Genomic DNA, 16,080 nt, shown 5'->3' with positions numbered 1-16,080 from the left:
CAGCATTAATCAAGCAATAGTAGGCTAAGGACGCTGAATAGTAGCCTCTAGAACGCGGCGCTTAGCTTGGGGGTCTATGCCCACTAACCGCACATACTCCCCCTGATGCCGAGCTAGCTGCTTACCCAGTGCGGAAATCGCTTCAGCGGGACGGCGCGCATCAATTGCTTCGCCTGTTTTCCAGATACCGCTGCGATAGCGCCGCTTATCGGCATATTCTACCGAGATCCTATGGCCCTGATTAATTAGCTGAGTCACCTGATCCATTACATTAGACTCTAAGCCACCGCTACTATGGCTATTGTAGCCGCTGCTCTGGCCATTACTATTGTAGCCACCACTTTGACCATAGCTGCTAGGCTGACCGCGAAAAGCCGGATCGTCATAGTGAGGGGGATTGCTGTTTATCGGATCGCGGCCTGTAGAAGTGACTCCACGGAAACTCGATCGGTTGTTTCGACCACCGCTTTGAACAGCCTGTTGACCCGGTCTTTGAATGGTTAGTTCTACGACCCGCCGCTTAACATTGGGATCGACGCCCACCAAACGCACGTAGTCGTTATTGTGCTGTGCCAGCTGCTTGCCTAAAGCAGAAATTGCTTCAGCCGGACGCCGCGCATCGATTGCAGGCCCGGTCTTCCAAATACCACTACGATAGCGCCGCTTATCGGCATATTCAATCGAAATTTTGTGCCCTTGATTGATGAGCTGAGTCACCTGATCCATCACTGTAGCGTCTATCCCACCGCCATTACTATGATTTAGGTAAGCCGGGTCGTCGTAATGGGGTGGATTCGCATTAATGGGTCCGCGAGCTGCCCTCCTACCGCTGGTCGAAACACCACGGCTAGAATCAGACTGTGAGCCAGATTGAGCACCGTTCTGGCCCGACTTTTGGCCGGGCTTGTGAATCGTAGTTGCCGCCCCACGTGTCTTGGTCTGAATATTGACGCCAAAGATTCGTACATACTTATCGGCGTTTTGATCTAGAAACCGTTGTAGCTGGTTAACTGCCGCAGACTCACTGCTAGCATTGATAGAAGGGGCTGTCTGCCAAATGCCGCTACGATAGCGCCGCTTATCGGCAAATTCTACTCCGACATGGTTGCCGCTGCGGATGATTCGACCCACCGCTTGGGCAACTTCGCCGCCTGCGTTTCCTCCACTTTGAGCGTAGCTTTGGCTCGGCTGGGCGTATCCGTTTCCATTACCCTGAGCCTGACTAGAAGCGTTAGCAACAGGTCTTGGATCGACTTCGATTGGCCTTCCATCCGCTCTTTGAATCGTGGTCGTAGCTGTACGGCTATTTGAGCCAGAATCAATCCCAAACATGCGAACATACTCACCACTGTGCTCATCTAAGCAGTGTTCTAACCGTGAGAAGACTTCTCTTTCGTTCCTAGAGTCGATAGGGGAACAGACTTTCCATACATTGCTGCGATAGTGACGCGGGCCTGCGTGCTCTGTTCCGATCAGGTAGCCACCACTGAGTAAATTACGAACTTCTTGGACTACGCCAGCAGGTAATCCTCCTTCGCTCTGGCTGGCCCCACCGCCACCGCTGTAAGACTGACTGCTATAAGACTGGCTGCTGTAGGATTGGCCACCATATGAGCCACCCGAGGACGCTGTTTTAGCAACTGGCGCATCGCCTGGTCGTTGCACAGTGACCATACCTACCCTTTGCTTTCTCGCTGGATCGATGCCGAACATCCGCACGTACTCGCCGGTGTGTTCTGCTAGACAATTTTCTAAAGCGCTAAAGACTGCCTGCTCTCTTGTGTCCTTGATTGGCGTACAAGTTTCCCAAACACCACTGCGATAGCGCCGCTTGTCTGCGTGCTCCATACCGACGCGATACCCTTGAGCAAGGTACGAGCGCACCTGCTGAACAATTTCGGATGAGAGTCTTTGGGCTTGCATGGCTGCTCCTTCAGTGGCAGTAGAGAATTGATTAGATTGGTGTGATGTATTTTTTGCTGCGTACCTAGATGTCTGTCCAGATGTCTGTTCAGACAGATTGCTAGAGACGTTTCTATAGCGGGCTCTAGACGATGAAGATTGACCCAAGCCGATGACCTCTCTGGCACATTCGAGATCCTCAGAGCGGACTTTGGGTAGCTGATCGGCTTGGTGTTGTGAGGTGATGATACTGCCGGAGGGCACACACCGACCAGGCGGAATCTCGACATCTTGGATGAGAGTGTGCATCATCACGATACAACCATCACCTAGTCTGGCATTAAATAACGTTGAGCGAAATCCAATGAAGCAGTTCGCACCAACAAAGGCAGGACTGCGGACGATCGATTTGTGGGCAACAACGCTGCTAGCACCTATGTAAATCGAATAGGCTTTACCCGCTTGGGAGGCGTCGTTAGCGTTCATTACCTGCGTACCCGCGATGCCTTCGACAAGCACCCCTGGCAACAGTTTGACGCGATCGCCTATCAAAACAGAAGCGCCCTGCTCTGCTGTAACAGCAGTTCCAGGCGCAACCATCGTCCCTGAACCGATACTGACATTGCCTTCTATAAAAGAGAACTCGTGTATATCGGCAGAAGACCCTACTTTTGGATTAGCAGAAAGGCTCAACCGTGGGATAGCGGGAGCCGGACTTTGCTTTACTCTCTGGGCGACCATTTGCCCCTTTAACCCCAACTAGAACGTCTTACCTAAAACTTTTGGTTACCTAGAAGCTAGCGATCGCTTACCTAAAATCTTCTCGCTTATCATAGAGCAAGCCCGTATCTAGACTAACCGTATCGATAATGGCAACAATTGCCGCATCAATCGGCTTTTGAAGGTGTCTCTGTTGCTGCCTAGCCGCACTACCACGGCTGACTAGCACCCACTCACCAACGCCTGCTCCAACCATATCAACGGCAACTTCACAGTCATCTTGGAGATCTCCAGAATCACTAATCAATTGGATTAGCAGCAGCTTAATCCCCATCAAACTATCGTCTTTTACGGTACTAACTACCGTCCCTCTCACCTTCGCTAGGCGCATAAACTAGAGCCTATCTACCGTAGGGACGAATACCACTAACGCTTTCACGGAACTGCTCTACCGCTTCTGTATAGCGAATTGGCAGTACAAACTCAAGATTCTCGTGTGGACGAGCAATGATGTGAGTTGACAGCACTTGACCACCGTTCACCCGCTTGACGTTCTCAACGCCCGCCGCGACAGAAGCTTGAACTTCAGAGACATCACCCCGGACAATTACAGTTACCCGACCACTACCAATCTTCTCATAGCCCACCAAAGTCACACGGGCTGCCTTTACCATGGCATCAGCTGCTTCAACCACTGCTGGAAACCCCAGCGTCTCAACCATACCTACTGCAATTGCCATACTCTCTTCCTAAATAACGATTTAATGCAACAAACGAAATGCTCTGCTGATCTCTCACAGACAGTCAAAGGCTACCTACACATGCCATCGGTTAGCACAAAGCTAAACATCGTGCTAACCCTACAAGAAATGCGTATTCGATACGCTTTTGAATAAACTTTCGAAGAAATTTGAACCAAGAAGTTTCTCAAAAGAATCTGCTATCTACGAACGGAATTGTTCTACTGCCTCTGTGTATCGAATTGGCAGAACGAATTCTAAGTTCTCGTGAGGGCGGGCAATGATGTGAGTAGAAAGCACTTCACCACCGTTGACGCGCTTGACATTCTCAACACCCGCAGAGACAGAAGCCTGAACCTCCGAAACATCACCACGGACAATGACTGTAACTCGACCACTCCCGATCTTTTCATAGCCGACCAACGTAACGCGAGCAGCTTTCACCATCGCATCAGCCGCTTCAACCACTGCGGGGAATCCTTTAGTCTCAATCATTCCAACAGCAATAGGCATTATCCAAAATCTCCCAAAATAGAGAAGCTACCAGGCGAATTTTTGATAGAAAAACCTTCGCTTGACCACGGAGATTCTAGTAGAGAGTGCGTACAAAATCAGCTGTTTCTACTTTTTAAAATTCTTTTAAGATCGCCTGGACAACTTCTTTGCGTCATAACTCAGAATAAAATGATGCTGCCGCTTTGACAATATAAGACTCAATGATTGTCCCTGATAAGCCTCATTGTTAAAACTTATGTAAATATCATTTCAATCCATGTTTATTTGTGAAGTTAAATGAAGAAAATTTGCTAGCCCGATAGTAGGGCATGCTTGAGCGCCCCAGCACTCAGGTATTATAGAACGGTATAGAGGAAGCTCTATGTGTAGGTTTAGTAGCTTACTGCCTTCCGCCAGTCGGCTTTCGGTAAGACGCTTAAAAGACGTCTAGTTTTTCTTTACTAGACGAATTAGCTAATACTAGTGATCTAGTCACAGAAATCTAAAGCACTGAAAGCAAGAGTATATAAAGCACAGAATTAAGAACAAAAGATTGAGACAAAGCCGAAGGTTTGATTTTTATAGAGCTGTCTTTAAGGCAAGGCCATCTTCTGGTTGTGGAATTTTATTTTCTTACGAGCTTCAGTCGAGTTTTAGTTATCTGTGCAGTTCTCTTTCCTCGATCTAAATGGATGGCTTATGAGCCTATTAGCTAGCTATCCAATTAGCTATCAGCGGTTGTGAACGACCGTTTCACGATTAACTATACGAACGGTCAAGCCTCTAGAGAATCGGGGCGACAAGTGAACTGATCCTTGGCAATCACTAAGTGCTGGTGAATAAATGCTGGCGAATAAGCGCTGGCGAACTGTTGAGCAGTTTGTGTGACCTCAGTCTCTGTGACCCCAGTCTTGGTGACATCAATGAGCTAGTTCCAATCATTTTACCCATACCGAGCTGGCCATCAGCTACTCGAAGTCAGTCAGTCGAGCCAAGTGTTGGTTTGGAGCGCTTGTCTGAAAGCCTTTTTAAGAAGTAATCACAATGCAGTTTTTAATTCAGTGGAGTTGGCTAATTCCAATGTACGGACTAGTAGGAGCACTACTAGCACTTCCCTGGGCAACTCGTTTGATCCGTCAGAGTGGGCCGAGGCCGGCGATGTACATAAATGTCTTGATGACGGCATTAGCTACCTTACACGGGTCCTTACTACTACAGGCTATTCAGTATACGGGGCCTCAAGTCGTCAGCTATGAGTGGCTGCAGGTCGCTGGACTTAATCTTTCCGCCTCTCTCGATCTTTCTCTGGTCAATCTAATTTTTTTAGAGCTAACTGCCGGACTAAGTTTGCTTGCTCAGATATACGGCATGGGCTACTTAGAGAAAGATTGGGCTCTGGCTCGATTTTTTGCGTTGATGGGCTTCTTTGAAGCTGCGATTAGTGGCGTTATTCTAAGTAGCTCTCTATTTTCTACCTATTTTTTGCTAGAGATGCTAACGCTTTCTACCTACTTACTAGTAGGCTTTTGGTACGCTCAGCCGCTGGTAGTCACGGCTGCTAGAGATGCTTTTTTAACTAAGCGGGTAGGAGATGTACTGCTGCTGATGGGACTAGTTGCTCTAAGTGCCTATGCTGGCAGCTTGAGGTTTGACGATTTGTACATCTGGGTCAAAGAATCCAACCTTGCTCCGATTGCAGCAACATTGACAGGGTTAGCTTTGATTGCAGGGCCAACGGGTAAGTGCGCTCAGTTTCCGCTCCATCTGTGGCTAGATGAAGCCATGGAGGGGCCTAGCCCAGCCTCTATCTTACGTAATTCGGCGGTGGTCACCTGTGGCGCTTACGTCTTGATTAAACTGCAGCCAGTGGTGGTGATCTCGCCGATTACGCTGGACGTTTTGATTGTGATTGGAGCGACCACAGCGATTGGTGCGTCTTTGGTAGCGCTGGCTCAAATTGATTTCAAGCGAACGTTTTCCTACTCTACTAGTGCCTATATCGGCTTGGTATTTGTTGCCGTTGGCACTGAATGGCCAGGAGTAGCGCTGCTATTGCTTTTTGCGCATGCGGCTGCTAGAGCGTTGATATTCATGAGTATTGGCGCGGTGGTTTACACCACACATAACCAAGACCTTACAGAGCTAGGTGGCATCTGGTCGCGGATGCCCGCAACCACACTGACCTATCTCACCGGCGCTCTAGGACTCACCGGGGTTCTCCCTTTTGGCTGTTTCTGGGCGTTTGCACTGGGCATCGACTTTCTGTGGTCGGAGCATCCCGTGCTGGTGGGAGTGTTTTTAGTGGTGAATTTCTTGAGTACGCTTAATCTCGTGCGGGTCTTTCGACTGGTGTTTCTAGGAGAGCCGCAGTTAAAAACCAGGCGCACCCCTGAAGTTGGCTGGCTAATGGCAGTACCGATGATGACGCTGTCTATTTTCGTACTAATATTGCCGGTTGGACTACAGCGCCTATCGTTACTCCCTCCGTCTGAATATTTCAATATGACCGCTCTGGTGCTCCTCATAGGCTCTGGCGTTTTAGGGACTGGGCTGGGATTCTATCTACCTTTGAACCGAGCGTGGTCGCGCTCTAGTGTGGCGCCGCTTCGTTGGTTTCAAGATTTACTCGGTAATGATTTCTATACCGAGAAGCTATACGAGCTGACGGTCGTGAAACTAGTCTCACAGCTATCCGCTCTAAGTAGCTGGCTTGATCGCTACGTTGTCGATGGAGCAGTCAACCTGGTTGGCGCGGCGTCTCTATTTGGAGGCGAAAGCTTGAAATATAGTGTATCGGGACAATCACAGAGCTACATTTTGACGATTGTGGCAGGGGTTGGGCTACTGGTTTTGATGACGACTTGGACTATGTGGTAGTGGAACAGGGTAGTTGAACACAGCGTTCACTCTTATGGCTTGCTTGCGAGGGAGCTGCTATGTCTATGCTGCTAGAAATACGCTCCGAAAACAGATGATCAAGAACAGAACTATTCAGAAGGTTAAGGACGAACAGTGATACTGAGTGCGCTGATATTGACTCCACTGGTGGGCGCTTTGCTCATTAGCGTTTGGCCTCAAAAAATCGAGAGTGATCAGATCCGAAAAGGTGCCCTGATTACGCTGGGTGTCAATTTGGTGATGACGACCGCGCTTGTCGCTCAGTTCGATATCACCGATTCTGGGTTTCAGTTTCTAGAAAAGATAGCTTGGATAGAGCCGTTGGGACTGACCTATTCACTAGGGGTCGATGGGATTGCGCTGCCTTTGATTGTGATCAATAGTCTGTTGTGTTTTGTCTCTGTTTATATCAGTCACGGTGTGAGGCGGCCCCGGCTGTATTATTCCTTGTTGCTGTTAATTACTAGCGCAGTGGCCGGGGCATTTCTAGCACAGAATCTGCTGCTGTTTTTCTTGTTTTACGAGCTAGAGCTAATTCCACTCTACTTATTAATCGCAATTTGGGGTGGAGAGCGGCGCGGTTACGCGGCAACTAAGTTTTTAATCTACACAGCGTTCTCTGGAATTTTGATCTTAGGAGCGTTTTTAGGACTGGTATTGCTATCTGGAACGGGGTCTTTTGACTATGACCCCTCATTGGCGCAGACGCTGAGTGTGGTTCAGCAGACGGTGCTGATGGGGGTTTTGCTCATCGGGTTTGGGATTAAGATTCCGCTGTTTCCCTTTCATACCTGGCTACCGGATGCTCATGTGGAGGCATCAACGCCTTTGTCTGTGCTGCTAGCAGGCGTGTTGCTAAAGCTAGGAACCTATGGGATGTTACGCTTTTGCGTCGGGCTGTTTCCACAAGCATGGATGGAATTATCGCCACTATTGGCCTGGTGGGCGGTGGTAAGTGTGCTATACGGCTCCCTTGCTGCGATCGCCCAAACCGATATGAAGAAGATGGTGGCCTACAGCTCGGTAGGTCATATGGGATATATCTTGCTAGCTGCAGCAGCGATTACACCGCTGAGTATTTTGGGGACGGTGCTACAGATGGTCAGTCACGGGCTGATTTCGGCGCTGATGTTTTTACTAGTAGGCGTTGTCTACAAAAAAACAGGCACTCGCGACCTAACGATCCTGCGAGGGTTAATGGCACCAGAAAGAGGGCTACCTTTTATCGGTTCACTCATGGTCTTAGGGGCGATGGCTAGCGCTGGCATTCCAGGCATGATTGGCTTCATCTCTGAATTTATCGTCTTTAGAGGAAGCTTTGAGAGTCAAGCGCCGCAAACGCTATTCTGCATGCTGGGCTCTGGCCTCACGTCGGTATACTTTTTGCTGATGATCAACCGGGTGTTTTTTGGCAGGTTAGATGCCGCACCTGATGGAACTGGTGGGACGATAGAAGTGACACTGCCCAAAGTTAGCTGGCGCGATCGCGTCCCGGCGATGACGCTTGTGCTGATCATTTTTGCGTTTGGGCTACAGCCAGCATGGCTTACCCGCTGGATGGAATCAACAACGAACAGCTTCGTACCAAACTATACCAACTATGCTAATAACCCAGGGAGGTTGGTAGGGAGAGGGTCAAATGACGCTGTGATTGCTGAATTGTTGCCACTCAATCAGCCGCTTGACATGCCAATTACTGTCTTACCAACTCACTAAGCCACTCACTAAGCCAGCTGACTAGCAGCTCCGTCTTCTCTAGCTTCCTATTTTTTCCTGCCAATGATCGCGACTTTCTCAGCCCCTCCTCTGCAGCCCGCCCCTCAGTATTCCATCGGCGACTATATCGATCGGCTGCTATCTGGCGGTACGCTACTACCTAACACGCCTGAGAATTTGTTAGAAGTAGTCGGTGTGCTACATGCCTATGGCATTGTGCTAGACGCCTATGCAATCAATTTGCAGCACATTGCTAACACCCAGTTTCTCAACCTTTTTCCAATTTTCAAGTACTTCGATGGCAAGATTAGCCTTAAAAAAATAGTCAAGCACTTGTGGCATGACCGCATCAACTACGAGTACGCAGAGTATGTTATGCGCACCATGATGTGGCACGGCGGTGGAGGACTAGATGCCTATCTAGATTCTGAAGCTTTTTTAGCCTACTGTAGCCCTGCTATTCAAGCCAAAGCTAAAACTAACCCGATTCTGCTAGTTTTTAACAAGCTTTTTCCCGACTATCTACCAGAGCAGGTTCGTCAGCTCGCCTACTATTCTGGTCTAGGACAGTTTTGGCGGGTGATGAGTGACATCTTTATGGATCTTTCAGCCACCTATGACCAGGGCAAAATCAAGACCATTGATCAGGTGATTGAGCTGATTAAAGCTGGACTAGTGGCGAATGCTAGCAAACCTATTGTCTACAAAGTCACAATTTCTGGCACTGAGTACGACATTCTTCCTCAGGAGGCTGAGCTTTCTTTCTTGTTTGATACCGCGGTTCCCTACGTCGAGTCGATTTTCTTTAGAGGCACTCCCTTTTTTGGAACCATTTCTTACAACGCTCAGGCACATCAAATTCCTATCGACCAGGGCCACTTTGACTATGGCGCGCTCTATGCCGATCCGCTACCGATTGGTGGGGCGGGCATTCCACCGACATTGCTAATGCAGGACATGCGCCACTATGTGCCCGACTATCTGCAAACAATCTATGCAAAGTCAGTCCGCGGGAAGGATGATGTGCGCGTACAGCTAGGACAAAGCTTTCAAAAGTCAATGTTCTGTGTCACTGAGGCGGCTGTGCGTGGGTTGATGCCCTTCCCAGCAGATACAAATAATCCAAAGGAACAGACGGCCAATCGAGATTATCTCAACGGGTGGATGAAACGGTTGTTCCAGTCGAGAATGAACTTGATTCAATAGCAAAAGCTGGTTGAATGCCGATAATTATCGATAGTTAGAACGACTAGCCGATTTCGCGCCGCCAAATAGAGATCACTTCGTCGCTACTAGCGGTGATCAGTGTTCTGCTATCTGGGGCAAAGGCGATCGCCTCTATCCCCCAGTCATGAGCTAGCTTCGCAACACAGTCATTACCCTCTATATCCCAAAGAGTCAGAATGCGATCCTCACTGCCAACCGCCAGATAACCATTGGAGCCCAGATAACCACTGGGACTAAGAGCGATCACCGTAATCAAATAGGAAGACCGATAGAGCGTGATAGGCGCAGAAATTTCTAGATGTCCATCAACGCTATACCAGAAAACTTCATTAGCAGTTGAGGCAATCACTCGATAGCCAGCAGCGTGATTGAACGATTGGATTGCCAGTGCTATCACGCTTTGGCTTATATTTGTCTGCGTCGCTACAGCCAAACTTTTAGCGAATCGAAATCGCCATTTCCCTTCTACTTGCTGACGTTTCCACAGTTTGATAGTCCCATCATTACCAGCACTCACTAGCAGATCACCTCGAGTAGAAAGCGCTGCTGCTGTTACTCGTTTTTGATGCTGTGTTAGCCGCTCAGACGGTAGCAACGTCTGAATATCCCAAACTACGATTTGGCCGTCGCTGTTCGGACTCACTAACTGAGTACCCTCAGGGGTTACTAATAAATCTGTGGGTGTCCAGCCAGAGGTCGGCATCGTATTGAGCAAACATCGCCGCGCACTGTCCCATTCCTTCATCGTGCCGTCTTCGCTAGCACTATAGAGGGCTCTGCCATCTGGATGGAATGCAAGCGCGGTCACTGCCGCCGCATGGCCTGAACCAGTAAGTAAGCGACGGGCAAACGTATGCACTAGCTCTCCACTCGATAGGGACCATAGCCGTACAGCACCATCTATGCCACCACTTGCAAAAGTTTGGCCATTTGCGCTGACAGCGAGCGATCGCACTAGCCCAATTCCCGGCGCTAGTCTATGTTGCTGTTGCCAAGTCTGGGGGCGAGTAATCACAGCAGGCGATGCTGCTTTAGAAAATCGCTGTTGGCTCGCAGACCACAAGCGCTTTAGAGCAGTGCCGCTTTCCAAGCTGAGGATACTTTCAAGACGTGGAACAGATTTCTTAGCGCGAGCGATAATGTCTTGAGAGCCCTTGATCAAAAAGTTTTGAGAAGATTGTAAGCCGAGGGCGACCTGGTCCATACTTTCGTAGCGCTGCTGTAAGGAACGCGCCACCATTCGGTTTAGCACCTGGGTAAATCTACTTTCAATCGGCGTCGGTAGGTAGTCTTGCCAGACCCAGCGATCTTCCATGGCAGAGTACAGATCAAAAGGGTGTAGCCCGGTTAATAGATAAAGGCAAGTTAGCCCTAGACCATACACATCGCTAGCGAAGGTTGCTTGGCCCATCGATTGTTCTGGAGCCGCATAGCCAGCACTGCCGATCACGGTTTTAGCGTCGCTGTGGCGAATGGACTTAGCTGCGCCAAAATCAACTAGCATCGGTAGCTTTGCTTGCCTACCATCAGCGCTATTGTCTGGGATTCTAGCAATGACAATATTGGCAGGTTTGATATCGCGGTGAATAATCTGCAAGCTATGAACGTATTGCAAGACGCCTACTAGCGAATCTAGCAGCGATCGCACCTGTGCTTCTGCCCATGGCCCATCGGCTTCTACCTGCTGCTGTAAGTTCTGGCCCGCTGCGTACTCCTGCACTAGAAAATGACCTTGCTCAGAGGCAATCGCTTCAAACAGTCTAGGGATTTGAGGATGCTCTCCTAATCGCCGTAGCCTTTCAGCCTCTGCGCTAAATTTAGCGTTTGAAGAGTCTGAGCTAGAAGGACTTAGATAGATCTGCTTGATCACACACCGCGATGGGCGATTTTGACCAACCGGCGCTGTCGTCAGCTGCGTGGCTAAGAAGGTCCGACCAAATCCACCTCTCCCTAAAAGCGACTGCAAGCGATAGCGATCGCCTACCGTCAGAGCACTTCCACAAGTCTGACAAAAAATCGCGCCGCCAGGATTCTCAGGCTCTGGACAAACAGGATTAGGACAATAGACCATTATCCTTCCAGCATGCCACGTATCTTCGTCCTACCGCTCTTGCTTTTCTATTGCTCTTGTCTAATATCGCTTGATCTTTGCTAGCTACTGTTCTACCAACGCTTGTCTAACAGCGCTTACAAAATAGCCACTAGGTAGGAACTGCTTCGCCAGGACGTAGCCTAGCCCACTTCCCCATATCCTTAGAAAAGCTATCGCAGCCTACGACGTCATATTCAAAGCCAAACTCGTTTTCCTGAACAATCTGATCACCGTTTACCTCTACCTTTGGCAGCATGATGTTGGCATTGATTGTGGGATTGTTAGGTTCAAAGCTAGGTAGTTCGCTCAAGTGAGGCTGCTGGTGATTAGTCTCTACCGCATGGTAGGTAACACAGCTATCGACGTAATGGCAGTTCACGCAAATACACATAGGCCCAGACCTCTGGTCGCTTTGTTTTACTTTAGCGTAAGTTTTTCTGGAATAGCGCTCTCTCTCCACGGTTCCATAGACGATGGCGATAGAATAACAAACTGTTGTTTATGATGGCGGACCACAGACGCTGTGGTTACTGTCCTTGCATGTCTCCTTTTGTTCCTGAAACTTGGCCTTTTTCTATCGACGAGCTGCCTGATGAAACCTATCTAGTCGGCGGTAGCGTTCGCGATCAGCTTCTGCAACGGCGCTCTAACTATCTAGATTTAGATTTAGTGCTGCCCTATCAGTCGATAGAAACCGCTTTAGCCTTAGCCAAGCGATACAAAGCAGGATTTGTGGTTTTAGATGAAGCCAGACAGATTGCCAGAGTCGTATTCGACCAGGTGACGATCGACTTTGCCCAACAGCAAGGTGATCACATCGAAGACGATTTGCGACGACGCGATTTCACCGTTAATGCGATCGCCTTCGACCCCCATAGCCAGGAACTGATCGATCCACTCGATGGTCAAATCGATCTCGATAACAAGATCCTACGTATGGTCAGCTACCAAAATCTAGCTGACGATCCCTTGCGATTGATGAGAGCCTACCGTCAGGCCGCTCAGCTAGATTTCACATTAGAAAACGAGACTCAAACTGCTATTGGACAGCTCTCACCTAAGCTGCAGCAGATATCAATGGAGCGAGTTCGAAGTGAGCTTGATGCACTACTTAGCCTTTCAGCTAGCAGCGCTCAGCTTAACGCTATCTGGGAGAATCGACTATTAGCGTTCTGCCTACCCCATTTTGATCGCAGCAGTATTCAGCGGGTTATGGCAATTGAGACGACGATTGCGCAGCTTCAAGCAACTTATCCCGCTTTCGCTCAGAGATTAAGCGGTTGGGTTAAGCCCGTTCCGGTGGGCTGCTATCGTAGCTGGATAAAAGTGGCTAAACTTAGCTGTTTACTTAGCCCGGACGTTGCTTGCGCCGCTCAAGAACTTGCTCAGCTCAAATACAGCCGCTCAGAAGCGAAGAGTATTCTCAAGCTTGTACAAGCCGGCCCAGCGATTACTCAGCTTTGCAGCGGCCCGATGGATAGAGCCCAGCAATTCTTCTTGTTCAAGCTAGTAGGGGATGCTTTTCTAGCAGTTGCCTTACTCGCTTTAGCTCGGGGTGTGAAGATGCCGGTACTAAAGCCGATGATCGATCGGTTTCTAGATCCAGAAGATACGGTTGCTCATGCGCAGTCTCTACTGAATGGAAATCTATTGATGCAGCAGCTAGGAGCCTCGCCCGGCCCTCAAATTGGCAAAATATTAGCTGCGGTCGAGCAGGCTCAGGCAGAAGGTCAAATCAAGACCCAAACAGAGGCGATCGCCTGGGTTAAAAAGCACTATATCCTAGATGCCTAGCTGTCATTAGAAGGGGCTAACTCTCTAGCTCTATTAGGCCCTAGTTCTATAGCGCCTTAGTTCTATAGCACCTCAGTTCTACAAATTCGAGCTTGCTAGAACCGTTCATACACCGCAGGTGCGACCCTATGTACGATACCGTACTTGGATGGACTACATCGCAACTACATCGCCGACCGATGACGCACATCCATCTCATGCGCCAAACTCTTCTCACTCCAGTCCAGGGCATGCATCTCGCTAGCGGGTACCACACTGACCACTGGCTGTCGACGCCGACTAACCGCACGGCGAGTACTTCTCACGCTAGGTCGTGACTGCTGCGAGCGCGTGTTAGAACGCGCCACCGTTGCTCGAGATACCAAGGCCCGCTTACTCTTCCTGTTAGATCTAGCTGATGTTCGAGCTGCTTGTCCGGTCGTAGAGCGTGTTCGTTGCTTCGAACGAAGCTCAGCAGCAAGACTTCTAAAGTTTGGCAGAGAAACGTCAGCGGCTGTTTTAGCTGTTGTCCTAGCAGTCGGTTCAGCGTTTGTCATACTGCGTATCGGCGCCTTTCTAACTGGATAGCCCGCAGCACTCCCGGCTTTACTACCCAATTTACTAGCAACAGATTTACCAGTCGCCGCTTGGTTGACACTACGCTTGCGACGAGTAGGCACACTCATGTTTGAACCGCTGCGCAAACCGCTATGGGCCTTGCGAGCTCGCGCTCTAGCAACGGCCATCTTCATCGCTCGTCGCCTTGAGATTACAAAGCAACCCACCACACAGGAGCTAATTAGTAAAACAAAGGGCAGCGCCAAAGACAACTGTTCGCTAGTTGCCGTGTCGGAAGGTGATAAACCAGCATTCCTTTCAGTCGCGCTTTGAACAGTATCAGCAGGAGCAGGCTTTGGAAGCGCCTTAGTCAGTCTTACCGGACTTAGCATGCCTCCTAGTGCTAGCGTGCCAAGCCCCACTGAAGATATCCAAAAGCCCAAGACTAAAACCCAAGGTCGAACTAACAGCAGCGTAAGTACTATTCGATAGGCACTTTTTTCGTTCTTTTTCCTTTCAATCTTGCGGTTTTCGTCTTTGGTATGAGTGGGCCTTCGGGGATAACCTAGGTCAGCTTTTTCAGAAGGAGATAGCCTTCTAGCAGTTCTCCGGGCAGTTCTCTGGAAAGGGCTGAGGCATAGAAGCTTCACTTTATTAAAGTTGGCTATCGTCGGAAGCTTCATACGTTTTAATCTCTTTTTTGCCTGCTAAGGTACCGTACAAAGAGTTTCTATAGAGAGCCTCTTTCCTATAAAGTTATCGGAATTGTAAAGGTATATCGAACGATTGGCTAGTTTTCGATCGGGTTTTCTTTGGAATAACATCAAAACGCTCCAAAACCACTCCGTAAAATTAACGGAGTTCTAAAGCCGGAAGATAATCACCAGGATCTTGAGCAACCCATCCTGAGGGTGAATTGCGACGGACCTCGAAATACAGATAAGTTGGCTGACTATCTCCAACCTCGCCTACCGTTGAACCAGTCGATACAGACTGTCCCACAGAGACTGAAATCTCATTTAGATTGGCATATCTGGTCTGCAACCCCTGCTCATGGTTGATTACCAGCAGTTGTCCATAGCCTTCACGCTCCCCCGCAAATGCAACAATGCCCGTTCCTACCGCCTTCACTTCAGTCGGAATAGGCACACCAAACGCTAGACCGCTGTTAAATACGACTTCGTCTCGGACAGGATGCGGCTGCCAACCATAGCTCAGTTGGATAGCGGCAGGCTCGGCTAAGGGATAGCCGGATAGCTGTGGTGCGATCACATCCTGGTTAGCCGCTACCGTTCTACTCATACCTCTACTAGCACCGGGGATAAAGACGCGGCTAGGCACTTGGCTAACGCAGCCGTTTAGCTCAAACAATAGATCTGGTTGGCTGTCGTATCTTTCAGCTAGGCTCTGCCAGGTATCGCTAGAAGCACCAGCGACCACTTGACCATCAAAAGGAGGAATGACTACCTCGTAGCCGCCAGGCACAGCAGCACTTGGGGAAGGATTTAGACCTCCATTGAACCTAGCAAGCGTGTCGGAGCGCAAACTGTAGCGCTCAGCTATCGTTGCTAAAGTTTCACCAGAAGTAGCTTGGTGACGCTGCAATCGTGAGAGTGCTGCTGGACAGCTAGCCGCCACAGCGGAAGCCATCACTGACGAGATAGATAGCTGTGCGATCGCAACAGAAAAGATAGTCAATAGACGCCGCATAAACATTTTCGGTCGAAAGCTAATAATGGAAACAGGTAGTCATTCTGATGGTAGCTAATCCCTAATTTGCTAAATTTAAGTCGAGGAACGAGCGAAGAGCTTGTGATGCACTGACTTGATGCCCTTAGCTCAACGCACTGGACTGAATGCACTGGAATGAACGCACTTGACTAGGCAGCGCCGGATTGAACGCCCTGAACTCAGCGTAAGAATCCTAAGAGAGCCTAATCTTATCTTCAGTGAGCGGCC

General features: G+C 49.3%; 12 protein-coding genes. 4 read left to right on the top strand and 8 right to left on the bottom strand.

Annotated elements, in window-relative coordinates:
• Positions 1-24: 24 nt before the first annotated feature.
• The 4 genes from S7335_RS07035 to S7335_RS07020 form a co-directional block, all read right to left on the bottom strand.
• Positions 25-2,643: a ribulose bisphosphate carboxylase small subunit gene (locus S7335_RS07035; protein ID WP_006456485.1), complete on the bottom strand. Its 2,619-nt coding sequence runs from the start codon at positions 2,641-2,643 to the stop codon at positions 25-27.
• Positions 2,644-2,710: 67 nt separating this feature from the next.
• Complete coding sequence (locus S7335_RS07030; RefSeq protein WP_006455568.1) at positions 2,711-3,013, bottom strand: EutN/CcmL family microcompartment protein; 303 nt, start codon at positions 3,011-3,013, stop codon at positions 2,711-2,713.
• 10 nt (positions 3,014-3,023) lie between these two features.
• Positions 3,024-3,362 (bottom strand): carbon dioxide-concentrating mechanism protein CcmK, encoded by a 339-nt coding sequence (locus tag S7335_RS07025; RefSeq protein ID WP_006454499.1) that lies wholly within the window; start codon positions 3,360-3,362, stop codon positions 3,024-3,026.
• 204 nt (positions 3,363-3,566) lie between these two features.
• Entirely contained in the window at positions 3,567-3,875 is a 309-nt protein-coding gene (locus S7335_RS07020; RefSeq protein ID WP_038015833.1) for a carbon dioxide-concentrating mechanism protein CcmK, read from the bottom strand.
• Between the two features lie 1,026 nt (positions 3,876-4,901).
• On the opposite strand from S7335_RS07020, the gene S7335_RS07015 reads away from it, so the two are divergent.
• From S7335_RS07015 to S7335_RS07005, 3 genes are all read left to right on the top strand, one after another.
• On the top strand, positions 4,902-6,734 hold the full coding sequence (locus tag S7335_RS07015) for an NAD(P)H-quinone oxidoreductase subunit F (RefSeq protein WP_006454586.1): 1,833 nt from the start codon (positions 4,902-4,904) through the stop codon (positions 6,732-6,734).
• A gap of 135 nt (positions 6,735-6,869) precedes the next feature.
• Complete coding sequence (locus tag S7335_RS07010) at positions 6,870-8,471, top strand: NADH-quinone oxidoreductase subunit M (RefSeq protein ID WP_227499959.1); 1,602 nt, start codon at positions 6,870-6,872, stop codon at positions 8,469-8,471.
• Positions 8,472-8,534: 63 nt separating this feature from the next.
• Complete coding sequence (locus tag S7335_RS07005) at positions 8,535-9,677, top strand: CO2 hydration protein (protein WP_006455956.1); 1,143 nt, start codon at positions 8,535-8,537, stop codon at positions 9,675-9,677.
• Positions 9,678-9,720: 43 nt separating this feature from the next.
• On the opposite strand, the gene S7335_RS07000 is transcribed toward S7335_RS07005, so the two are convergent.
• Positions 9,721-11,769 (bottom strand): serine/threonine-protein kinase, encoded by a 2,049-nt coding sequence (locus tag S7335_RS07000; RefSeq protein ID WP_006457045.1) that lies wholly within the window; start codon positions 11,767-11,769, stop codon positions 9,721-9,723.
• 130 nt (positions 11,770-11,899) lie between these two features.
• Entirely contained in the window at positions 11,900-12,181 is a 282-nt protein-coding gene (locus tag S7335_RS06995) for a Ycf34 family protein (protein ID WP_006456921.1), read from the bottom strand.
• Positions 12,182-12,330: 149 nt separating this feature from the next.
• On the opposite strand from S7335_RS06995, the gene S7335_RS06990 reads away from it, so the two are divergent.
• Complete coding sequence (locus S7335_RS06990) at positions 12,331-13,584, top strand: CCA tRNA nucleotidyltransferase (protein ID WP_006456280.1); 1,254 nt, start codon at positions 12,331-12,333, stop codon at positions 13,582-13,584.
• Between the two features lie 164 nt (positions 13,585-13,748).
• Here the strand turns inward: S7335_RS06990 and S7335_RS06985 are convergent, their stop codons facing one another.
• Positions 13,749-14,804 (bottom strand): hypothetical protein, encoded by a 1,056-nt coding sequence (locus S7335_RS06985; RefSeq protein ID WP_006455848.1) that lies wholly within the window; start codon positions 14,802-14,804, stop codon positions 13,749-13,751.
• A 169-nt stretch (positions 14,805-14,973) separates the two neighbouring features.
• Positions 14,974-15,831: a M23 family metallopeptidase gene (locus tag S7335_RS06980; protein ID WP_227499958.1), complete on the bottom strand. Its 858-nt coding sequence runs from the start codon at positions 15,829-15,831 to the stop codon at positions 14,974-14,976.
• Positions 15,832-16,080 lie beyond the last annotated feature (249 nt).

Origin of the sequence: Synechococcus sp. PCC 7335 (assembly GCF_000155595.1) — a bacterium.
Classification (GTDB): Bacteria; Cyanobacteriota; Cyanobacteriia; order Phormidesmidales; family Phormidesmidaceae; genus Phormidesmis.
This window is presented reverse-complemented; position numbering and strand designations above follow the sequence as displayed.